The sequence below is a fragment of the uncultured Reyranella sp. genome, assembly GCF_945957355.1.
Classification (GTDB): Bacteria; Pseudomonadota; Alphaproteobacteria; order Reyranellales; family Reyranellaceae; genus Reyranella.
Genome location: NZ_CAMFKM010000003.1, coordinates 22,945 through 42,116, shown reverse-complemented (window position 1 = coordinate 42,116; position 19,172 = coordinate 22,945). Strand labels below are relative to the sequence as shown.

Below are 19,172 nucleotides of genomic sequence, written 5' to 3'. Positions count from 1 at the left end.
GCGCTGCCGATCAGTGCCAGACCGGAAGTTCCGGTACTTCAACGGTTAGATGCGATCCCGGCAATCCGCCGCAGAATGCCGACACATATTCGAGTTCATGTTCTTCGACGAAATCGATCAGCCCTTTGCGCACGTCATACATGTTCACCGAATAGCGACGGTGCCAGACTTCCTTACAGGCGTATTCGCAGATGGCTTCCCCATACCGAATCTGATCAACGGGCCGATGTATACGCAGATCGTAGCTCACGACGAAGTCATGACCGACCACCCACTGATCGAACTCATGGCGTTGTTCGCTCCATCGTTGGAATCGGCTGAAGTGTGGACCGGTGATCTGCGCGTATACATCGCGATCCCTGAACCACCCTAGCAAGCCCTGATAGCCCTCTGGTGGAAGGCCCACGTGGATACAATCCTCTTTCGGAATCATCACGCCGTGATCGCCATCAACGTTGACGACGATGTGGCGATACTGGATTGGCTCCCACACTGGAGAGTCTGAGTAGATCATGACTGTTCCGCCTCCAGTTCGAGAATGCTCTCTTTGAGGAGTCGCCCCTCGTCCATAAGAAGTTCAAGCATGATCTCGATCCGCTTCAACCGTTCGTGCATGGCGGCGATGCGATCCTGTGCGGAGACTTCATTTGTATACGTCATGCAGCGCTCTCCTCTTTTGGCAGTTCAAACCGTACCGCCTCCAAATCCGCAAGAAGCTGCACCTCCCTTTCTAGATCAGCGACTCGCAAGCGCCACGCCGATAGCTCGAACATCTTATTGAGCCGTGCATTCTTTTGCTGTTCATGCCTGTAGTCGTGCATGAGGTTCATCCCCTCAAGCAGACACTGAACAGTAGCCTCCAGCGATTTCACTCGCGATTCCAGATCGTCCATCTTCATACTCATGCACTTGCCCTCATGTTGTGAAAGTTCGGGAACTCGAATGTCGGACCGGTCTTCGGACGGAACGGAATGATCTCTGCGGTTCGTTGAACCGGCTTCGGCGTCAGAGCATCGACCTTCGCATGAAGGCATCGGAGTTCGCCCATGAGCGTATCGAAGTCGGCTCGTGTGATCGTGACGGAGTCCACATGGTTCATCGGGGCTGGTGGTGCCACAGGCTCGGGTTCATTGCCGGTCAGCAGATCGTGCAGCTTTTCCTTGGGAATCACCGTCTCGGCCAATGTCGTGGCCCACACTTCCCAGAGGCTTAGGTCACGCTGCTTCATGACCTCTTCATACGACTCCTTAGCGAGCCTCCGAATGTCGTCCATTGACGTGCCATTCTCCTCCAGAAGTTCATGGACGATGGACGACGCGATAGCCTGACGATGAAGGTCCCACCGAGCGAAGAATGCTTTATCGGTTTCGAGCGGTCGCTTGCGAATCGGGGACTCTTTGGCCTTCGGCGTATACGCGCTGCCATTGTCTTCGACTACGAACGGGCGGGCCTTGCCGTTCTTCGGTTCGACCTTCACCGGAATGTTCTCGGCCTCGCAGGCCTTGAGGAATCCCAAGAGCGCATCGAGTCGAGGATCGCGACCAGACAACACAGAGTTGATGGTCATCCGAACGAATGAGTTCTCATATTGAACCTTCGGGCTGATCTGCATCCATGCCTTCAAGATGCCTTGCGGTTCCGACCACTTGCTCATGATCGCGACCACCTCAGCCTCGTTGCGCTTCTTCACTACCTTCTTTTTCATCACGGACTCCAAAACAAAAAGGACTCGATTCCACCGCCTGCAAGCTTTTGGAATCGAGTCCTTCAAGGTGCCGAGGTGTCTCGGCTGTTGAGTTCGTGATCGCATCGTTTGCAGGCGGCGCGTATTCCTATTTAGGTAAGTGTTTCGGAAATCCGTCCGTTTCAACTGGGCCCGCGTTGCATACGAATCGATGATCGTTCTTCTTTTCGATGTATACAGATCGCTAGGTCATTCGTTTCGTATGCGAGTTGTATACGTTTCGATCCGTACCTTCGTTGTATACAAATCGCTTGGACTTTGAGTCGTATACAAATCGATCAGGTTTCGCGTTGTATACAGATCGCTCCTACTTCTGGAGGATCGTTCCATCGTCCGGAGGATGAATCATCCTCACACTACACTTACACTACACATGGGTTTCCTTTCTATTCTTTAGAATCTAAGAAAAAGAAACCTGTGTCTCTGTACAGTGTGAGGATGGGTAGAGGATGGTTCATCCTCCGGATTTGTATACGCGAGCGAGACGAAGTCGAGCGATGCGATCCTGATCGATACGAATCAGCGACTCGACAAATATCGGAATGGAATCCACCTCTGTTCATCCACTCGTCCTAGCAGCGATCAGGAATACGAAAGGCGAAGCGAGGCACATCGCGAAACGATACGGAGTGAGCGCTGAACTGGTTCGCGAGGCAAAGCGTGGAAGGACGTATCGACACACGCCGGATCAGATTCGCGAGGTCTATACCTCGACGGAGAAGGCTAGCGAGATCACGAAGCGCACCGGCATGTGCAGTTCGATTGTGTCGAGGATTCGATCCGGCAAGCTTAATCGCGACATCACATCTGGACTCACCGCTCCGATTCGGAAGCGTCGTCGAACGAAGGAAGATCACGCCAGCGAGAAACGTCTACGCCGTCGTGCCAAGCTTCAGCGTGAGCAAGCTAGGCGATGTCTGAGGAATGCGATTCTGAGATCGCGTGAGTTCGCTTCGGTGACGGCGCGTGAGCTAGGATGTTCCCGTTCGCACGTAAACAGTGTTCGTGCCGCTCATGGATGGGTGTCACCCAAGCGTAAGGCGAAGGTCACGCCCAAACGACCACCTCCTCCACCCAAGTACGATTACCCTCGGCGTCCTGTAGGTCGCCCTCGTGTTCGTCCAGTAGGACAGCCACGGCCCAAGAAGGTAAAGCCGATCAAGGTCTCTACTGGTCGACCCAAGGCACTGCGACCGGCGAACCTCCAACCATTCCAGACGATGAAGAGTCGTCTCCTTGGACTCACGCCGGGTATCGACTGGACCGAGATTGCTAATCGTCACCGGAACACGAAGATCGGAACAGGTGGGCCGATTCGATATCGGCCCTCGTATGGATTGATCACGATCCTGATGTACCGGATTCCGGTCGGTTCACAGAAACAAGCAGGTTTGGACAAGGTTTCAGAAGCTACTCGCTAGATACGATTAAGACCGGGCCTGACTCCCCCGGTCGATCTACACGAGGGAAAACAGATGCAGACCAACACCGACACATATCCGATTCGCAGCGGGCACAAGACCGGAGGCGCTTCCAAGCTCGCGGCACGAGCCGTTGATGCGAATCCTGTGAGGAAGCGTACCACGCTGATCAACATCGTCATCGCCGCGATGCTGAACCCGAACTACGTGGTCGAGGAGATCGCACACGAGATCGGGGAATCGACGAGCTATACGCGGCCTCTCGCCACTACGCTCGTCAACATTGGGGTCCTCTCAAAGGGACCGATGAAGATCGCTCCAAGTTTCGGACGGATGGCACACACGCAGGAAGCCATGCCAGACCTGATCCGATACATCGAGGCAAAACAGCCCGACGATGTGGATACGTTCCGTGCTGTCGTTGGGGCGTTCATCGATAGGCGTATTGAACTGGAACGGCGATCCAAGAAGGCCGCCAAGCACGGTGCGTAGAGCGACGCGTTGCAGCACCGCGTAAGGCGGTGCATGGTCTACCTCGCCCTTCACAGAGCGAGGAAAGACATGGCCCTACCACCGCTGAACGAACGCTCGTTACCGGACTTGATCGCGGACCTGAAGAGAATCCAAGACGCGCTTGCGGATTTGGCAAAGTACAAAGACCGGGAAATTCAGGTCGGGATCGCAAACTCCTTGGGCGCACGGAGAATGTGGGAGGCAATCGACGAGATCAACGCTGAGATTTCAAGGCGCACAGGCTAGAAAGAGAAAGGCCCGGTCAATGACCGGGCCTTTCCTTTTGTCCTGATCTGGGATCAGGCCTTGCAGTCGTTCCCCTGCCAGCGCCACGACTTCACGATTCCACCCTCGACGGTCATGATGACGGTGCATCGCATGCTCAGATTGTAGCCGGGCGATCCGCCGTAGCTGGTCGTCGTGCAGTTCGTGCCGACACAAGACGTGGAGTAGGTCGGAGCCACCCCGGCAATCGGGATGTTCCGCTGGTTCTGCCACGACAGGAACTTGACGTCGCCCGTCTCGTAGCTGGACTGGGGCGGCCCCCAATGGGAGATCAGCACCGCCTCGGGCTGCCCCACGAACGACTTCAGGTTGGTTTCGAACTTCTCTTAGCTGGCGCACACCCCGCCACGACCAGCGCCAGCACCATCGCGAATAGCTTCATCGTCTCCCCCAAGTTGAATCGCAGGGAATGTGAAGCTACCCGGCAGGGAGGGTCAATCCCGGAGAATCGCTCTGCGAATCTGGGCCTAGGACGTGGCCCTCTCAGGAGGGAATCTTGCCTCTGCTACTACGAAGTGTTACGAAATCGGGGCGTAACAGGGCTTCGGCGGATCGCCAAAACCCAGCAAAATCCGGCTTTTCGGCCTTTCTAAGCTGCCTCCCGTAGGGAGCGCCAGGCTTAACCCCTGACAAACAAAGACTTTTCGCGTTTCGAGGCCGGGCTGCGCCTCGGCCATGCGCTCAGCATCGAATGGGCGCGCATGTTCCTGGCCGACGGGCGGATCGGAGTCGAACTCCCGAGGAGCGACGAGCTCGCCCAGTGCCGATCAGCCCGGTCACCGTCACGATGCTCGCCAACCTCCCAGAAGAGGAGAAGACGGGGCGGCTGTTCCCGTGGCTGACCAGCTCGGGCGTGTACCCCTGGCTCAAGCGGGCCAAGAAGCGCGCCGGCGTCCACTACACCCCTCACTTCAGCCGCCATGCCCTCGCCACTGCCGCCCAGGACATACCCGACAAGAAGGCCGCCGAGCTCGGCGTCTGGAAGGATCCGCTCAGCCTGCACCGGTACCAGCACGTCAAGCCAGAGGCGATTCCCGGGCGGCACATAGGAACCATCTTCGACATGGCCGAACAGCCGGACGAGGCGAAGCCCTGAACGCTGCGATTAGAGTCATCGCGATCCTGTGCCCCTCTTTCGCCACTTTGGATCAACCCTACCACGGATCCGGGAAAGCCCGGGGGCTCCCAGACAAAGCGCCGACTTCATTTAGTCCACTTGGGCCCTCTCAAGGCTAAAACACGGGTTCGAATCCCGTAGGGAGCGCCAGGCTTAACCCCTGACACACAGAGACTTTTCGCGGTTCCTGGCTGGCTGGGCGGTCCGCTGGGTCGTGGAGTCCGGGGCGGGACGCGGCCACCGCGGGAGCGATGCGCGGATGTCAGTCACCGTGACGGGCGGCAAGCCAGCCTGATGCTCACCGGCGCTTCCGTTTCCCGGGTTCCGGCGAGGCCGTCCAGGTCACGCCCTCCATGGTCTTGAGCACCCCCTTGGCGGCTGCAGGAGGCGCGCCATCTTCGCCCAGCCAGGTCGACCAGGCGTCGAAATCCTCCAGGATCGCCGGCATGCGCGGATTCTCTTCCCGGGCCTTGATGGTGCGGCGGATGAGTTCGTTCGCCGGTACGGTGACCATGACGCAGGCCAGCATCGGCACCGGCAGGTCGGCGATTTCGAACCGCCGCCAGACGAAGGCGAAGCCCCGGGGCTGGCCGTCACCCGGATTGACGGTCCATTGCTGCACGGCCGTGGCGCCAGACGGCTTGGTCACCTCCTCGCCCTCGTTGAAGGTCTCGAACACGACGACGCCACGCTGGCCGTCGTGGAAGGCCTCCCTGAAGGTGCGCAGTGAGTCGACCGTCTCGGCTCGCGCATGGATCGGCTGCGGGCGCCGCCAGTCCTGGCGATCGGGAAAGCCCCAGCGCATCGGCACGATCCGGCGCTTGCCGAGTTCGGCGTCCCAGACGATGACCGGCAGCATGCCGTTGACGCGGTAGGTGTAGACCTCGCCGTCGCCGCCCTCGTCAGCCGCGCCTCGAACGCCAGCGTCGCCGGTCAGAGGCCGCGAGAAGTCGACCACCTCCCGCCACGTCGCCAGCGCGGTGAATTTTCCGCACATGCCGGGACGCTAGCGCGCCGATCGGCCCCTTGCCAGCCGCCTCACAGCATCGAAGAAGTCCCTCGGCGCATTGAGCGAGACGAAGTCATCCGGCTCGTCGCCAGCGCATCATCGCGTCGCGGGCTTGGCAGATGGCCTGTAGATCTGGTCGAACACGCCGCCGTCGGCGAAATGCTCGGCCTGCGCTTTGGTCCAGCCGCCGAAGACCTGGTCGATCGTTACCAGCCTGATCTTCGGGAACCGCGCCAGGTCGGCCGGGTCGGCCGCCTCCGGCTCGAAGGGCCGGTAGAAGTTGCTCGCGATGATCTTCTGCGCGGCCGGCGAATAGAGGAAATCGAGATAGGCCTGGGCCACCTTGCGCGTACCGCGCTTGTCGACGACGACGTCGACCAGTGAGACCGGTGGCTCGGCCAGGATCGAGAACGGGGGCACGACGATGTCGAACTTGTCGGCGCCGAACTCCTTAACCGTCAGGAAGGCTTCGTTCTCCCACGCGATCAACACATCGCCGACCGCGCGCTGGGCGAATGTCGTCGTCGAACCGCGGGCGCCCGAATCCAGCACCGGCACATTCTTGAAGATCTTCCCGACGAAGCTCTTCGCGGCCGCCGGATCGCCCCCCGGCCCGTCCTTGCTTGTACGGTCGAGTTCATAGGCCCAGGCCGCGAGATAGTTCCACCGCGCCCCGCCCGAGGTCTTCGGGTTGGGCGTGACGATCGAGACACCCTCGCGGGCGAGATCCGACCAGTCCTTGATGCCCTTGGGGTTGCCCTTGCGGACCACGAACACGATGGTCGAGGTATAGGGCGAGGCATTGTTCGGCAGGCGCGATTGCCAGTTCGCCGGCAACCGCTTCGATTCGCGCGCAATCGCGTCGATGTCGCCGGCCAGCGCCAAGGTGACGACGTCGGCCTCGAGTCCGTCGATCACCGACCGGGCCTGCTTGCCGGAACCGCCATGGCTGGTCCGGACGATGACCTTCTGCCCGGCCGCGGCCTGCTCCTTCACGAAGGCGTCGTTGAGCGCCTTGTAGAGTTCACGGGTCGGATCGTAGGAGACATTGGTGAGGACGACCTCCGGCACCGTCTGGGCACGGACCGCAACGACGGTGGACATGACGCCGAGTGCGATGGCCAGGGCGACGAGGAAAGTCTGACGGGTCGACATGATGGCTATGCCTTCGGATCAAAAGGGACGGGAAACGGCGGGACGGGCTGCGCGGTGCAGCCGGGCCGCAGCCAGGCGCGCATGGCCCGGCGTCGTGAACTGCGTGCCGTCGAGCTCGAAGAACGGCCGCGCCGTCGCATGGAAGCGAAAGGCATTGCCTTCGCGCAGGACGATACCCGCAGGCTCGCCCCAGATTTCGACGATGAAGGATTCGGACATGGCTTCACTCCTCCGGCCGAGAGGGCCGGTCGTGGCGTTACGACAACTGCTTCAGGAAATGCCGGCTCAGAAGAACCGACAGCAGATGTCGCGTCGACAGAGGGAGCGGAGGAGATTCCGGGCGGGAGACTGGGTCATCGTTGTTTCATCCGTCGTGACGGAGCCCACGAACAACTTCGTGACGCTTTAGCCTTGGTGACGCGGGGCAAGCTGCTCCATCAAAACCGCGGTCATTCGACCCTCCTGAAATGCCTGCGATCCCGGGCTCATGCAATGAATGGGGTTGTCGAAATGAGAGCATTTCATGGAAGAGCTGCCGCCAGATCGACGCTACGGAGAAAGTTCCTCGCACAGTCTCAGTCGCAGCCTCAGAAAAAGAAAGCGCCGGCGCGGTGATGAAACCGCGCCGGCGCTGGACGTGGGACATCGGGATCTGAACGCTACCAGAAGCGTGTCGAGCCGAGGAAAGTGACGGCCGTGCGCTCGTCTCGATGACGGGCGCCCAGCGCGGCACCAGCACAGGCGGCGGCGCAGCCGATAGCCAGCGTCGCCGCCGCAAGGAACGCCGCGATGATGGCGGTCTTGCGCGCAGCCTCTGCCGCATCTCGCGCCTTCTGCTCGGCGGCCTTCAGGTCAGCATAGGTCTCATCGACCCGCTTCTCCGCTTCGGCCTGAGACAGGCCCGTCTGGTCGGCCACGACACGCGCGAGGTACGTACGGTCGCGGACATCGAGCTGCGGCGTCGTCAGGCCGGCCGCCAGGGCGCGCGCCATCGGCGCCTCGAGGTCGGCACGCGCGCGCCGCGCGGGAGCTGCTGCAGGTTGGGCGCCGCCCGGCGTTGCGGGCGTCGCCTCCGGCGCGGCGGACGCCCCCGCCGGGGCCAGTGCGAGCAGGCGATCGACGGCGTAGTCGGTCGGGTTCAGCGAGAGCTGGCCCAGGGCCGGGTTGGAAGCCGCTCCTGCAGTGCCGGCCGCGGCAATCGCGGTCGTGGCCTTGCCCGCGGCGGAAACGACAGCGCCCACGCCGGAGGCGGCCAGCGCCGCGCCCAGCAGCACCCCGATCGACCACACGCCGAAGCCGTGCGCGCCGTCCCGGAAGTGGCTCTCCGTCTCGTCTGTGGTGCGCCAGGGCGAACGCATGCGGCCGGCGATGTAACCGCCCGCCGCGAAACTGGCGACCATCACCAGGGCGAGATAGACCGCCGCCAGGATGGCCGCGCCCTTGGCCGAAACACCGGCATAGGCGTAAGGCGAAACGACACTGAGCCCGAGCGCCGAGCCGAAGGCGATTAACACGACGGACATCGCCGCGGCGCCCAGCGCGCCCAGGATCACGGGACCCCAATCGAGATAGCGGAAAGGACCGGTCTCGACGGGAACGACGGTTGTGGTGGTGGCGGTGGCCATCATCGCTTCCTACCGAAGACCGAGGAATGACAGGATGAACATGACCACGACGACGAGACCGACCAGGTAGATGATGCCATTCATGCGAATTCTCCTCAGTTGAGGAGCGGAACGCCCGCCTGGCGTGCGAGTTCCACCGCTGCAAGGCAGAACGTGCGGTATCGTCGAGGCGCCACCGGAACAGTCCTGGCCGATGCTCGTTTCGACGCACATGCTCCCCCTCTCTCTGGAAGCCCAGGGTGACCGGCAGGACCTGGCCGCACTGGCCGAACGTGCTGGAATTGCCCTCGGGGATGTCCCGGGCATTGCCGTCGGCAATCTGGACGCTGCCGCTCTCGACCTGCGGCGGGCCTGGCTCGCTAGAGCGCACCGTCCGGCCGACGCGACGCTGAAAAGCCCATGCGAAGGGGAAACTTCGCGGCTGCCCGACGGGCAAAGCATCCACTTCGGCTACGAACGGGAACTCAGCGCGGGTCTGCTGGAGAGCCGCGCGCCGCTCTGCTATCCGGTACCGCGAGGATGGCAGTCCCTGCGCGTCCTTTGTCGCAGCGGACAGGCTGCCCTGTCGTGCCTGCTCCACCACGTCGCTCACGCCGCGTCGACACTGCCGCTCACGCTGCATCATGCCGGCCGCTACTTCGAGACGGCCGCACTTCTCGACCTGTGGCCGCGGCAGGTGTTCGCGCCGAGAGATGGGAGTCCGTCGCATGTCGATGTGCTGGTCGGGGAACCCGTCCATTGCGACGGCCAGTTCGGCGTCTCCATTCCCGCCTCCTTGCCGCGCGCGCGCCGGGCATTGCTGCTGGATACGACGATGGTCGGGCTGCGGGCTGACATCGCGCCCTGGCTCGAAAGGTTCGAGGGGTCCTTCGCCGCCATATTCCGGTCGGGCCTCAAGCTCGATCAGGCGGGGTTGGAGCTGGCCAACGTCGGCATCGTCCAGCTCTTCGTTCGGGACGGAGCGACGAGTCTCGCGGCTATGGCGAGCGCGCTGGAACGCATCCGTGCCCTCACTGGCGGCGGTCTGACCCTCGACGAACTGGCGGCCCTGTCCGCGCCCTGGTTCCTCGATCACTCCTATCTCGAACACTATTCTGGCCGGGTACTCGTCAACAACGCAGCCCTCGCCCGGGCGATCGGCGCCGGCTCCAACCTGTTCGAAGATCGGTGCCATCCTTCCCTGCTTTCGCCGGAAGCGGTGGCTCCATTCTGTGCGATCCGGCTGCGCCACGGCGACACCGCGGCGCACCGTCGCCTGCTCCATCACGTAGAAAAGGAGGTCACCCGCCGCGGCCTGGCACTCGCCAGCGGCGGGTCCTTCGGTTTCCGCGGCAACCGGTACGAACTGATCGAACCGGAGTCCAACACCGGAGAGCCTTTCCTCCGCGTAGCTATGGGTTTCCGCGGCGGCCCGGACCGTGACCGGATCATCGAACTCTTCCGGGAGTTGGCCGCCCTTCCCGCCCTACCCTGATGGCCTTTCTGCGAGCCCGCGGACGATCTCCCTGACGATCCGCCCGGGTTCCAGGCCAATGTCGACGACGATCGGCCGTTCGTCCTCGGTCGGCTCCTGGAGGGTGGCGAACTGGCTGTCGAGCAGCCCGACCGGCATGAAATGCGACGTCCGCGCCTGGAGGCGGCTGTGGATCAGCGCCTGCGGTCCCTTGAGATAGGCCAGAGCGACCTCGCGCCGGTCGCCTACGATGATGTCGCGATAGGTGCGCTTCAGCGCCGAGCAGGTGACGACACCCGCCTCCCCCCTCTCGCGCCAGGCATCGATCTGGCGGCCGATCGCCTGGAGCCACGGGAAGCGGTCAGCATCGGTCAGCGGCGTGCCGCTCTTCATCTTCTCCACGTTCTCGCGCGGGTGGAGATCGTCACCGTCCCGGAAGGCGCAGCCCAGCCGTTCGGCCAGGAGGCTGGCGACGGTCGTCTTGCCCGATCCCGAGACACCCATCACGACGACGATGGTCTTCATTGCTTCCAAGTCTATCATGGAGCGGGATCGGAAAACGAACGGGAGAGACGGATGCAGCTCGGCATGATCGGCCTAGGACGGATGGGCGCCAACCTCGTGCGCCGGCTGGTCCGGCAGGGCCACGACTGCGTCGTCTTCGACCAGAACCCCGAAACGGTCGCCGGCCTCGTCGGGCAAAGCATCACCGGCGCCACCGACCTCGGCGATCTCGTCAGCAGGCTCGCCAAGCCGCGCAATGTCTGGGTGATGCTGCCGGCGGGCGGGATCACCGAGCAGACCGTCTCCGAGCTGGGCCGGCTACTGGAACCCGGCGATACGATCATCGATGGCGGCAACGCGTTCTTCCAGGACGACGTGCGCCGCGCCCGCGAGATGAAGGAAAAGGGCATCCACTATCTCGACTGCGGCACCAGCGGCGGCGTCTGGGGTCTGGAGCGCGGCTACTGCCTGATGATCGGCGGCGACAGGGAGGCCGTGGAGCGGCTCGATCCGATCTTCGCCGCGCTCAGTCCGGGCGAAGGCACCATCCCGAAGACGCCGCGCCGCGAGGCGCGCGATCCCCGGGTCGAGCGCGGCTATCTCCATTGCGGCCCGAGTGGATCCGGGCACTTCGTCAAGATGGTGCACAATGGCATCGAGTACGGGCTGATGCAGGCCTACGCCGAAGGCTTCGAGATCCTGCGCAAGGTGTCCTCCGAAGCAATACCGGCGGAGCGGCGCTACGATCTCGACCTCGCCGACATCGCCGAGGTCTGGCGGCGCGGCAGCGTCGTCAGTTCCTGGCTGCTCGACCTCACCTCGTCGGCGCTGGCCGAGGATCCGGCCCTTTCGAAGTATTCCGGCTTCGTCGAGGATTCTGGCGAAGGACGCTGGACGATAAACGCCGCCATCGAGGAAGCCGTACCGGCCGACGTCCTGTCCGCAGCCCTCTATGCCCGCTTCCGCTCGCGCGACCGCGAGGGCACGGCCAACAAGCTCCTGTCGGCCATGCGCCACGCCTTCGGCGGCCATGTAGAGCCGAAGAAATAGATCAGAGGAACGACAAGCCGCCGCTCAGGGCCACGGTCTGGCCGGTCATGTAGGCGTTGCCGATCACCATGAGGACCGCCTGCGCACACTCCTCCGGGGTGCCGAACCGCCCGAGGGGGATACGGTCCGGCGATGAGGCGAGGCCGCCCCGAACCATGTCGGTCTCGACCAGCGACGGCGCCACGGCATTGACGGTGACGCCGTCCTTCACGACCCGCGCGGCGTAGCCTCGGGCGAGTCCTTCCATGCCGGCCTTGGAGGCGTTGTAGTGCGGGCCGATGCCGCCGGCCCCGCGCGCCGCGCCCGAGGAGATGTTGACGATGCGGCCCCATTTGCGCGCCCGCATGCCCGGCAGCACGGCCCTCGTGCAGAGGAAGGCCGACTTCAGGTTGACCGCGATGGTGCGATCGAACTCTTCCTCGGTGAGATCGTCGATGCCGCTCATGATCGCCAGCCCGGCATTGTTCACAAGCACGTCGACCGGCCCCAGCTCGTGCTCGACCGTCGCCACCATGGCAGACACGGCCGCGCCGTCCGACACGTCGGCCGCGATCGCCATCGCCTTGCCGCCGCCCTTGCGAATGATGGCCACAACCTCGTCGGCGTCGGCCGCCCGCTCACGATAGTTTACGGCGATGGAAGCACCCGCCTGGGCAAGCGAAAGCGCAACGGCGCGACCGATGCCGCGCGATGCTCCGGTCACCAGTGCGACCTTGCCGGCGAGCGACGTCACAACTCAGATCTCGTCGACACCGAAGGCCTGGCGCATCGCCTTCACGCCTTCCTGATGCGGTGTCCATAGCCTCCCGCCCACCAGCCCGCCATCGACCACGAGATCGTGGCCGTTGATGAAGGTTGAGTCGTCCGACGCCAGAAAGATGGCGGCCTTGGCGATGTCGTCGACGATGCCGGCGCGCGGGATCGGCTGGTTCTTCGCCATGCTGGCCTTCATCGCCTCGGCGTAGGAATCGGCCTTGTCCGGCGGCAGGCCCAGTGCCTTGGCGAAGATCCCGGTGGCGATGCCGCCGGGCGAGATCGAGTTCACCCGCACGTTCTTCTCGCCGAGCTGCATGGCGACGCAGACCGTCAGGTGGTTCACCGCCGCCTTGGCCGCGCCATAGATCATCGAGGTCGAATAGCCCGCCCGGCGCCCCGCGACGCTGCCATTGTTGATGATGCTGCCCGAGCCCTGCGCCATCATGATCGGTGCGGCGTGCTTCATGCCCAGCATCACCGAGCGCACCAGGGTCGCCATCGCCGCGTCGAAACCCTCGACCGGGACGGTCTCGATGCCGCCCACGGGTGCCGGTCCGCCAGCATTGTTGAACAGGCAGTCCACCCGGCCCCACTTCGACAGGCAGGCATCGAACACGCGCTTCACGTCGTCCTCGCGCGTGGCGTCCGCCGTCACGAAGAGGCAGTTGTCCTTACCCAGCGCGGCTTCGAGAGTGCGCCCAAGCTCCTCGCGCCGCCCCGTGGCGACCACCTTGGCGCCCTCCTCGACGAACAGCTCGACCGTCCGCCGGCCGATGCCGCTGGTCGCCCCCGTGACGATGGTGATCTTGCCGTCGAGCCTGCCCATGGGTCTCTCCCTTTTGCCTAAGGGGAATGATACACCACCGCCAACCAGGAGAAGCATATGACGGTGTTGGGAATTCTCGGCGGCAGCGGCGTCTACGATATGGCCGGTCTCAGGAACCCGGAATGGCGCCGGATCGACTCGCCGTTCGGCGAGACGTCGGACGAATTCCTGTTCGGCGTCCTGGACGGGCTGGAGGTCGTCTTCGTACCCCGCCACGGCCGCGGCCATGCCCATTCCCCAAGCTCGATCAACTATCGCGCCAACATCGACGCCCTGAAGCGGGTCGGGGTCACCGACATCCTGTCGCTCTCGGCCTGCGGCTCCCTGCGCGAGGACCTGCCGCCGGGCCATTTCGTCGTCGTCGACCAGTTTATCGACCGCACCTTCGCCCGCGAGAAGAGCTTCTTCGGCGAGGGCCTGGTGGCGCACGTCTCGATGGCGCAGCCGACCTGCAACCGGCTGGCCGATATTGCTTACGACTGCGCGCAGCAAGCCGGCTTCCCGATCCGCAAGGGCGGTACCTATCTCGCGATGGAGGGGCCGCAATTCTCCAGCCTGGCCGAATCAAATCTCTATCGAAGCTGGGGCTGCGACGTGATCGGCATGACCAACATGCCGGAGGCCAAGCTCGCCCGCGAGGCGGAGATCTGCTACGTCACAGTCGCCATGGTCACCGACTTCGACTGCTGGCATCCCGATCATGACCACGTCCAGGTCGCCGACATCGTCCGCGTACTGTTCGACAATGCCGCGAAAGCCAAGGCGCTGGTCGCCATGATCGCGCCGCGACTCAAGGCTGACCGCCCCGTGCCCTGCCCGTCCGGCTGCGACCGCGCGCTGGAACACGCGCTCATCACCTCGCCAACCGTCCGCTCGGCAGAGATGGTGGCCAAGCTCGACGCCGTCGCCGGCCGTGTCCTGGCGGGATAGCCACCAGCCTGTCGATATCAATCCTGTTTGCTCGCGGGGCGGACTTTGCTGTGAAGGTTGAGCCGCCGCCGTCTATAAGGACAGCCATGACCCAGCCGCCCCCCCTCGACACTCTTCGCGATGCCTGTACCATCATTGCCGAAGACGCCGCGCGCGAGATCATGCGCATCTACGCGGGTGACCATGGCGTGCGGGACAAGGACGACAAGAGCCCCGTCACCGACGCCGACCATGCCGCCGAAGCGGTCATCCTGGCCGGCCTGCGCAAGCTCACGCCGGGCCTGGTGATCATCGCCGAGGAGGAGATGGCCGCGGGCCGCGTTCCGACACTCGACGACGGCCGTCCCTTCTGGCTGGTCGACCCGCTCGACGGCACCAAGGAATTCATCAAGAGGAACGGCGAATTTACGGTGAATATCGCGCTGGTCGAGAATGGCCGGCCGACCCTCGGCATCGTGCTGGCCCCGGCGACCGACACGCTGTGGCGTGGCGCCAGAGGGCTTGGTGCCGACAAGCGCGAGGGCAAGGGCCCCTTCACGCCGATCCGGACGCGCACGCCGCCGACCGAGGGCCTGACCGCCTGCGCGAGCCGCAGCCACGGCACCTTCAACGACCTCGACATCTGGTTCCGCAACAATGACCTGACCGTCGCCGATCGCGTCCAGGCCGGTTCGTCGCTGAAGTTCTGCCTGATCGCCGAAGGAAAGGCCGACATCTATCCGCGTTTCGGACCGACCATGGAATGGGACACCGGCGCCGCCCAGGGCGTGCTCGAAGCCGCTGGCGGTGAGGTGGTCACCATCGACGGCAAGCCCCTGCTCTACGGGAAGCCGCGCTTCGCAAACCCGCATTTCATCGCCCGCAGCCTGGCGGCGCGATGAGTGTGGTCGAGGCGACGGCGCAATCCATCGCCGAGGCCGCGCGGACGCTGCGGAAGGGCGGGCTCGTCGCCTTCCCGACCGAGACCGTCTACGGGCTGGGCGGCGACGCCACGAACGAGCGCGCCGTCGCCGCGATCTTCGAGGCCAAGAACCGACCGCAGTTCAATCCGCTGATCAGCCACGTGCCCGATGCCGCGGCCGCGCGCGCATTCGTGCGCTGGAACGAAACGGCAGAGAAACTCGCTGCCGCTTTCTGGCCGGGCCCGCTCACCCTGGTGCTGCCTAGGGCCGAGGGGTCGCCCATCGCGCTTCTGGCGACAGCCGGGCTCGACACGGTGGCGATCCGCGCGCCGTCGCACCCGATCGCGCAGGCGCTGATGCGGGCGACCGGCCGGCCGATCGCCGCGCCCTCCGCCAACCGCAGCGGCGAAGTGAGCCCCACCCGTCCCGAGCATGTCGCGCAGTCGCTCGGCGCGCGCGCGCCGATGATCCTCGATGGTGGGCCCTGCCTCGTCGGCGTCGAATCGACGGTGCTCGATCTCACGACCGCGATGCCCATCCTGCTGCGTCCCGGCGGCGCGACACGCGAGGCGATCGAGGCGGTGATCGGCTCGATCGCGCTGAGCGACGCAATCCCCAGCGGCGACGCCGCGCACAAGTCTCCCGGCCAGCTCCACAGCCACTACGCGCCATCCCGGCCCGTGCGCCTTGAAGCGACGTCGGTCTCGGCCGACGAGGGGCTGCTCGCCTTCGGTCCGGACATACCGCCAGGCGCCATGCTGACGATGAACCTCAGCCCGACCGGCAATCTCGGCGAGGCCGCCGCCAACCTGTTCGCGATGATGCGGTCGCTCGACCGGCCGGGCATCGGCCGCATCGCCGTCGCCCCCATTCCGCATACCGGCCTCGGGCTTGCGATCAACGACCGGCTTCGGCGAGCCGCCGCGGATGACGGCTCCAGCAGGCAGCGCTAGTCTGCCGTCAAAGAGAGGAAACGATGCCCGATACCGCGATTGTCCCGACCATTCCGACCGCTCCCGTCACGCCGGCGATTCTCGAAGCCCTGCGCGCCATCGTGGGCGACAAGGGTCTCATTTGCGACGACCAGGGCAAGCAGCCATTCGTCACCGACTGGCGCGGCTCGATCGTCGGAAATGCCGCCGTGGTCGTGCGCCCTGCGAACGTCGAGGAAGTCTCGAAGGTCGTGAAGCTCTGCTACGACAATGGCATCGCCATCGTCCCGCAGGCCGGCAATACCGGCCTGATGGGCGGCGCGACGCCGTGGCCGTCGCACACCGGCATCGTCCTGTCGGTCGGCCGCATGAACAAGGTGCTGAATGTCGATCCGGTCGGCTACTCGATGACCGTCGAGTCGGGCTGCGTGCTGCAGACCTTGCAGGAGACGGCGGCGAGCCATGACCGCTTCTTCCCGCTGTTCCTGGGCGCCCAGGGTTCCTGCATGATCGGCGGCAACCTCTCGACGAATGCCGGCGGCGTGCAGGTGCTGCGCTACGGTAATGCGCGCAACCTCGTCATGGGCCTCGAAGTGGTGCTGCCCAACGGCGACATCTGGAACGGTCTGCGGGCGCTCAAGAAGGATAATACCGGCTACGACCTGAAGCACCTGTTCATGGGCGCCGAGGGCACGCTCGGCATCATCACCAAGGCGGTCCTGAAGCTGTGGCCGGCGGCCAAGGACGTGGCCACCGCCTGGCTCGCCATCCGCGATCCGCAGGCCGCCATCGAGATCCTGTCCGAGGCGCATAGCGCGTCGGAGGACAATGTCGGCTCGTGCGAGCTGATGAGCCGGACCTGCACCGACATGGTCCTGCGCAACATTCCCGGCACCCAGGATCCGCTGAAGGCCGACACGGAGTGGTTCCTGCTACTCGAATGGACCTCGGCGCGTCCCAAGGTGGAAGGTACCGAAGGCATGGCCGAGAAGATGGAGCAGTTCCTCGCCGACCAGATGGAGGCCGGCCGGGTGCTCGATGCCGTCATCGCCCAGAGCGAAGCGCAGGCGCGCAACATGTGGGTGATCCGTGAATCCGTCGCCCCCGCCTCGCGCGCCGAAGGGCCCGGCCTCAGCTACGACATCTCAGTCTCGATCTCCAAGGTGCCGGAGTTCATCGAACGCGGCCTCAAGGCCGCGCTCGACATCCTGCCCAGCATCCGCCCCTACCCGCTCGGTCACATCGGCGACGGCAACATCCACTTCTCCTTCATGGGACCGAAGGGCATGGACCGGCCGACCCTCAGCCAGTACTCGCCGGCCATTACCCGCGCGGTGAACGACTTGGTCACGAGCCTCGACGGTTCGATCTCGGCCGAGCACGGGATCGGCATCGACAAGCTCGACGAGTTGTCCCACTACCGCAGCCGGATCGAGCTCGACACGATGCGGACCATCAAGCGGGCGATCGATCCAAAGAACATCATGAACCCGGGCAAGGTATTGCGTATCTGATGAGCGACTTCGTCGAAAAACTGCGCGCCATCGTTGGCGACAAGGGCCTGATCGTCGACGACCAGGGCAAGCATCCCTATGTCACCGACTGGCGCGAGAACTTCGTTGGCAATGCGCTGGCCGTCGTACGCCCGGCGAACACTGAGGAAGTCGCCGCAGTGGTGAGGCTCTGCGCGACGGAAAAGGTCTCCGTGGTGCCGCAGGGCGGCAATACCGGCCTCGTTGGGGGCGGTATCCCGCAGCAGAAGGGCCGCGAGATCGTCCTGTCGCTCAACCGCATGACGCGCATCGTGGACATCGATCCGATCGGCTACACGATGACGGTCGAAGCGGGCGTCATCCTGAAGACCATCCAGGAGACCGCCGCGGCGAATGATCGTCTGTTTCCGCTCTCGCTGGCTGCCGAAGGTAGCTGCTCGATCGGCGGCAACCTCTCGACCAACGCCGGCGGTGTGCAGGTCCTGCATTACGGCAACGCCCGGCAGCTCGTGCTCGGCCTCGAAGTCGTGACGCCCCAGGGGGAGATATGGAACGGGCTGCGGGCGCTCAAGAAGGACAATACCGGCTACGACCTGCGCGACCTCTATCTCGGCGCCGAAGGCACGCTGGGCATCATCACCCGCGCCGTGCTGAAGCTCTGGCCGAAGCCCAAGGACGTCGCTACCGCCTGGATTGCCGTCCCCTCGCCCGAGGCCGCCGTCGCCCTGCTGAGCGGCGCACATGCCGCCTCCGAGGACAATGTCACGTCCTGCGAGCTGATGGGCCGCCAGGGAATCGACCTGGTGCTGCAGCACATCCCCGGTGCCGCCGATCCGCTCTCCGAGAAGCACGAGTGGTACGTGCTGCTCGAATGGTCCTCGACGCGCGCGCGCCGCGACGGCGAGAACCAGGGTGGCCTGCGCGAGAAGATGGAAGCCTATCTCGGCGAGGCGATGGAACAGAGCCTCGTGCTCGACGCCACCATCGCCCAGAACGAGACGCAGGCCCGTGCGTTGTGGGCGCTGCGCGAGAACCATTCGGAGGCTTCCAAGAAGGAAGGCCCCTCGGTGAAGCACGACATCTCCGTCGCGGTGAGCCGACTCCCCTCTTTCGTCTCCGAAGGCCTTGCGGCGATGAAGAAGGCGCTGCCCGAGGGCCGGCCGGTAGCGTTCGGCCATGTCGGAGACGGTAACCTGCACTTCAACTGCCAGGCGCCGGTCGGCTGGGACAAGGCCCGCTTCACGCCGCACGTTCACGCGGTAACCTCCGCGATCTATGATCTGGTCGTGAGCTACGGTGGATCGATCTCGGCCGAGCACGGCATCGGCCTGCTGAAGGTCGACGAACTCGCCCACTATCGCAGCCAGGTCGAGATCGACACGATGCGCACGATCAAGCGCGCACTCGACCCGCAGAACCTGATGAACCCGGGAAAGATCGTCCGGGTTTAGGGAAAT

The 19,172-nt window shown here is 64.2% G+C and carries 22 protein-coding genes and 1 tRNA gene; 11 read left to right on the top strand and 12 right to left on the bottom strand.

The window, feature by feature from the left end; genetic code table 11:
- Positions 1-10 precede the first annotated feature (10 nt).
- Genes Q0Q48_RS05805 through Q0Q48_RS05790 form a run of 4 tightly spaced genes read right to left on the bottom strand, consistent with a single transcriptional unit; the run spans position 11 to position 1,705 of the window.
- Entirely contained in the window at positions 11-514 is a 504-nt protein-coding gene (locus Q0Q48_RS05805) for a hypothetical protein (protein WP_295135407.1), read from the bottom strand.
- On the bottom strand, positions 511-660 hold the full coding sequence (locus Q0Q48_RS05800; RefSeq protein ID WP_295135404.1) for a hypothetical protein: 150 nt from the start codon (positions 658-660) through the stop codon (positions 511-513). Before Q0Q48_RS05800 ends, Q0Q48_RS05805 begins: the two co-directional genes overlap by 4 nt.
- Entirely contained in the window at positions 657-905 is a 249-nt protein-coding gene (locus Q0Q48_RS05795; protein ID WP_295135401.1) for a hypothetical protein, read from the bottom strand. Before Q0Q48_RS05795 ends, Q0Q48_RS05800 begins: the two co-directional genes overlap by 4 nt.
- Entirely contained in the window at positions 902-1,705 is an 804-nt protein-coding gene (locus Q0Q48_RS05790; protein ID WP_295135398.1) for a hypothetical protein, read from the bottom strand. Before Q0Q48_RS05790 ends, Q0Q48_RS05795 begins: the two co-directional genes overlap by 4 nt.
- Before the next feature lie 1,514 nt (positions 1,706-3,219).
- On the opposite strand from Q0Q48_RS05790, the gene Q0Q48_RS05785 reads away from it, so the two are divergent.
- Entirely contained in the window at positions 3,220-3,657 is a 438-nt protein-coding gene (locus Q0Q48_RS05785) for a hypothetical protein (protein WP_295135395.1), read from the top strand.
- Between the two features lie 33 nt (positions 3,658-3,690).
- The gene (locus tag Q0Q48_RS05780; RefSeq protein WP_295135392.1) at positions 3,691-3,924 is read left to right on the top strand and encodes a hypothetical protein; all 234 of its coding nucleotides are present in this window, start codon (positions 3,691-3,693) and stop codon (positions 3,922-3,924) included.
- Between the two features lie 53 nt (positions 3,925-3,977).
- On the opposite strand, the gene Q0Q48_RS05775 is transcribed toward Q0Q48_RS05780, so the two are convergent.
- Positions 3,978-4,259 carry a hypothetical protein gene (locus Q0Q48_RS05775; RefSeq protein WP_295135390.1) on the bottom strand — a complete coding sequence of 94 codons (282 nt, stop codon included), beginning with the start codon at positions 4,257-4,259 and terminating at the stop codon, positions 3,978-3,980.
- A 464-nt stretch (positions 4,260-4,723) separates the two neighbouring features.
- On the opposite strand from Q0Q48_RS05775, the gene Q0Q48_RS05770 reads away from it, so the two are divergent.
- Positions 4,724-5,059: a hypothetical protein gene (locus Q0Q48_RS05770; protein ID WP_295135388.1), complete on the top strand. Its 336-nt coding sequence runs from the start codon at positions 4,724-4,726 to the stop codon at positions 5,057-5,059.
- A gap of 85 nt (positions 5,060-5,144) precedes the next feature.
- Positions 5,145-5,230, top strand: a tRNA-Glu gene (locus Q0Q48_RS05765).
- Between the two features lie 148 nt (positions 5,231-5,378).
- Here Q0Q48_RS05765 and Q0Q48_RS05760 read toward each other — a convergent pair.
- From Q0Q48_RS05760 to Q0Q48_RS05745, 4 genes are all read right to left on the bottom strand, one after another.
- Positions 5,379-6,077 carry an SOS response-associated peptidase family protein gene (locus Q0Q48_RS05760; RefSeq protein WP_295135385.1) on the bottom strand — a complete coding sequence of 233 codons (699 nt, stop codon included), beginning with the start codon at positions 6,075-6,077 and terminating at the stop codon, positions 5,379-5,381.
- A gap of 108 nt (positions 6,078-6,185) precedes the next feature.
- The gene (locus tag Q0Q48_RS05755; RefSeq protein WP_295136327.1) at positions 6,186-7,247 is read right to left on the bottom strand and encodes a sulfate ABC transporter substrate-binding protein; all 1,062 of its coding nucleotides are present in this window, start codon (positions 7,245-7,247) and stop codon (positions 6,186-6,188) included.
- A gap of 15 nt (positions 7,248-7,262) precedes the next feature.
- Positions 7,263-7,463 carry a hypothetical protein gene (locus Q0Q48_RS05750; RefSeq protein ID WP_295135383.1) on the bottom strand — a complete coding sequence of 67 codons (201 nt, stop codon included), beginning with the start codon at positions 7,461-7,463 and terminating at the stop codon, positions 7,263-7,265.
- 440 nt (positions 7,464-7,903) lie between these two features.
- Positions 7,904-8,869, bottom strand: coding sequence for a hypothetical protein (locus Q0Q48_RS05745; protein ID WP_295135380.1), 966 nt, complete (start codon positions 8,867-8,869; stop codon positions 7,904-7,906).
- A 193-nt stretch (positions 8,870-9,062) separates the two neighbouring features.
- Here Q0Q48_RS05745 and Q0Q48_RS05740 point away from each other — a divergent pair, with 193 nt between their 5' ends.
- Complete coding sequence (locus Q0Q48_RS05740) at positions 9,063-10,343, top strand: hypothetical protein (RefSeq protein ID WP_295135376.1); 1,281 nt, start codon at positions 9,063-9,065, stop codon at positions 10,341-10,343.
- Here Q0Q48_RS05740 and Q0Q48_RS05735 read toward each other — a convergent pair.
- Positions 10,335-10,847 (bottom strand): gluconokinase, encoded by a 513-nt coding sequence (locus tag Q0Q48_RS05735; RefSeq protein WP_295135374.1) that lies wholly within the window; start codon positions 10,845-10,847, stop codon positions 10,335-10,337. The two genes, Q0Q48_RS05740 and Q0Q48_RS05735, sit on opposite strands and share 9 nt — an antisense overlap.
- Before the next feature lie 51 nt (positions 10,848-10,898).
- On the opposite strand from Q0Q48_RS05735, the gene gnd reads away from it, so the two are divergent.
- Complete coding sequence (gnd, locus tag Q0Q48_RS05730; protein ID WP_295135370.1) at positions 10,899-11,876, top strand: phosphogluconate dehydrogenase (NAD(+)-dependent, decarboxylating); 978 nt, start codon at positions 10,899-10,901, stop codon at positions 11,874-11,876.
- 1 nt (position 11,877) lies between these two features.
- Here the strand turns inward: gnd and Q0Q48_RS05725 are convergent, their stop codons facing one another.
- Together Q0Q48_RS05725 and Q0Q48_RS05720 are read right to left on the bottom strand one after the other, a co-directional pair.
- A complete protein-coding gene (locus tag Q0Q48_RS05725; protein WP_295135368.1) occupies positions 11,878-12,609 on the bottom strand; it encodes an SDR family NAD(P)-dependent oxidoreductase in 732 nt (243 codons plus the stop codon).
- A 3-nt stretch (positions 12,610-12,612) separates the two neighbouring features.
- Positions 12,613-13,458: an SDR family oxidoreductase gene (locus Q0Q48_RS05720; RefSeq protein ID WP_295135363.1), complete on the bottom strand. Its 846-nt coding sequence runs from the start codon at positions 13,456-13,458 to the stop codon at positions 12,613-12,615.
- A gap of 57 nt (positions 13,459-13,515) precedes the next feature.
- Between Q0Q48_RS05720 and Q0Q48_RS05715 the strand changes: the two genes are divergently transcribed.
- The 5 genes from Q0Q48_RS05715 to Q0Q48_RS05695 all read left to right on the top strand — a co-directional run bounded on the left by Q0Q48_RS05715 (position 13,516) and on the right by Q0Q48_RS05695 (position 19,166).
- Positions 13,516-14,388: an S-methyl-5'-thioadenosine phosphorylase gene (locus Q0Q48_RS05715; RefSeq protein ID WP_295135360.1), complete on the top strand. Its 873-nt coding sequence runs from the start codon at positions 13,516-13,518 to the stop codon at positions 14,386-14,388.
- 86 nt (positions 14,389-14,474) lie between these two features.
- Entirely contained in the window at positions 14,475-15,269 is a 795-nt protein-coding gene (gene cysQ, locus Q0Q48_RS05710; RefSeq protein WP_295135357.1) for a 3'(2'),5'-bisphosphate nucleotidase CysQ, read from the top strand.
- Positions 15,266-16,243, top strand: a complete 978-nt coding sequence (locus tag Q0Q48_RS05705) for an L-threonylcarbamoyladenylate synthase (RefSeq protein WP_295135354.1) — start codon at positions 15,266-15,268, stop codon at positions 16,241-16,243. Before cysQ ends, Q0Q48_RS05705 begins: the two co-directional genes overlap by 4 nt.
- Positions 16,244-16,266: 23 nt before the next feature.
- Complete coding sequence (locus tag Q0Q48_RS05700) at positions 16,267-17,736, top strand: FAD-binding oxidoreductase (protein ID WP_295135350.1); 1,470 nt, start codon at positions 16,267-16,269, stop codon at positions 17,734-17,736.
- Positions 17,736-19,166 carry an FAD-binding oxidoreductase gene (locus Q0Q48_RS05695; protein WP_295135347.1) on the top strand — a complete coding sequence of 477 codons (1,431 nt, stop codon included), beginning with the start codon at positions 17,736-17,738 and terminating at the stop codon, positions 19,164-19,166. Before Q0Q48_RS05700 ends, Q0Q48_RS05695 begins: the two co-directional genes overlap by 1 nt.
- Positions 19,167-19,172 lie beyond the last annotated feature (6 nt).

Excerpts from the sequence above, each read along its gene's own strand:
- Q0Q48_RS05800 (WP_295135404.1), bottom strand. The coding sequence starts at position 660 with ATGACGTATACAAATGAAGTCTCCGCACAGGATCGCATCGCCGCCATG.
- cysQ (WP_295135357.1), top strand. The coding sequence starts at position 14,475 with ATGACCCAGCCGCCCCCCCTCGACACTCTTCGCGATGCCTGTACCATC.
- gnd (WP_295135370.1), top strand. The coding sequence starts at position 10,899 with ATGCAGCTCGGCATGATCGGCCTAGGACGGATGGGCGCCAACCTCGTG.
- Q0Q48_RS05790 (WP_295135398.1), bottom strand. The coding sequence starts at position 1,705 with ATGAAAAAGAAGGTAGTGAAGAAGCGCAACGAGGCTGAGGTGGTCGCG.
- Q0Q48_RS05750 (WP_295135383.1), bottom strand. The coding sequence starts at position 7,463 with ATGTCCGAATCCTTCATCGTCGAAATCTGGGGCGAGCCTGCGGGTATC.
- Q0Q48_RS05780 (WP_295135392.1), top strand. The coding sequence starts at position 3,691 with ATGGTCTACCTCGCCCTTCACAGAGCGAGGAAAGACATGGCCCTACCA.
- Q0Q48_RS05740 (WP_295135376.1), top strand. The coding sequence starts at position 9,063 with ATGCTCGTTTCGACGCACATGCTCCCCCTCTCTCTGGAAGCCCAGGGT.
- Q0Q48_RS05695 (WP_295135347.1), top strand. The coding sequence starts at position 17,736 with ATGAGCGACTTCGTCGAAAAACTGCGCGCCATCGTTGGCGACAAGGGC.
- Q0Q48_RS05785 (WP_295135395.1), top strand. The coding sequence starts at position 3,220 with ATGCAGACCAACACCGACACATATCCGATTCGCAGCGGGCACAAGACC.
- Q0Q48_RS05705 (WP_295135354.1), top strand. The coding sequence starts at position 15,266 with ATGAGTGTGGTCGAGGCGACGGCGCAATCCATCGCCGAGGCCGCGCGG.
- Q0Q48_RS05720 (WP_295135363.1), bottom strand. The coding sequence starts at position 13,458 with ATGGGCAGGCTCGACGGCAAGATCACCATCGTCACGGGGGCGACCAGC.
- Q0Q48_RS05760 (WP_295135385.1), bottom strand. The coding sequence starts at position 6,077 with ATGTGCGGAAAATTCACCGCGCTGGCGACGTGGCGGGAGGTGGTCGAC.
- Q0Q48_RS05795 (WP_295135401.1), bottom strand. The coding sequence starts at position 905 with ATGAGTATGAAGATGGACGATCTGGAATCGCGAGTGAAATCGCTGGAG.
- Q0Q48_RS05700 (WP_295135350.1), top strand. The coding sequence starts at position 16,267 with ATGCCCGATACCGCGATTGTCCCGACCATTCCGACCGCTCCCGTCACG.
- Q0Q48_RS05715 (WP_295135360.1), top strand. The coding sequence starts at position 13,516 with ATGACGGTGTTGGGAATTCTCGGCGGCAGCGGCGTCTACGATATGGCC.
- Q0Q48_RS05805 (WP_295135407.1), bottom strand. The coding sequence starts at position 514 with ATGATCTACTCAGACTCTCCAGTGTGGGAGCCAATCCAGTATCGCCAC.
- Q0Q48_RS05735 (WP_295135374.1), bottom strand. The coding sequence starts at position 10,847 with ATGAAGACCATCGTCGTCGTGATGGGTGTCTCGGGATCGGGCAAGACG.
- Q0Q48_RS05745 (WP_295135380.1), bottom strand. The coding sequence starts at position 8,869 with ATGGCCACCGCCACCACCACAACCGTCGTTCCCGTCGAGACCGGTCCT.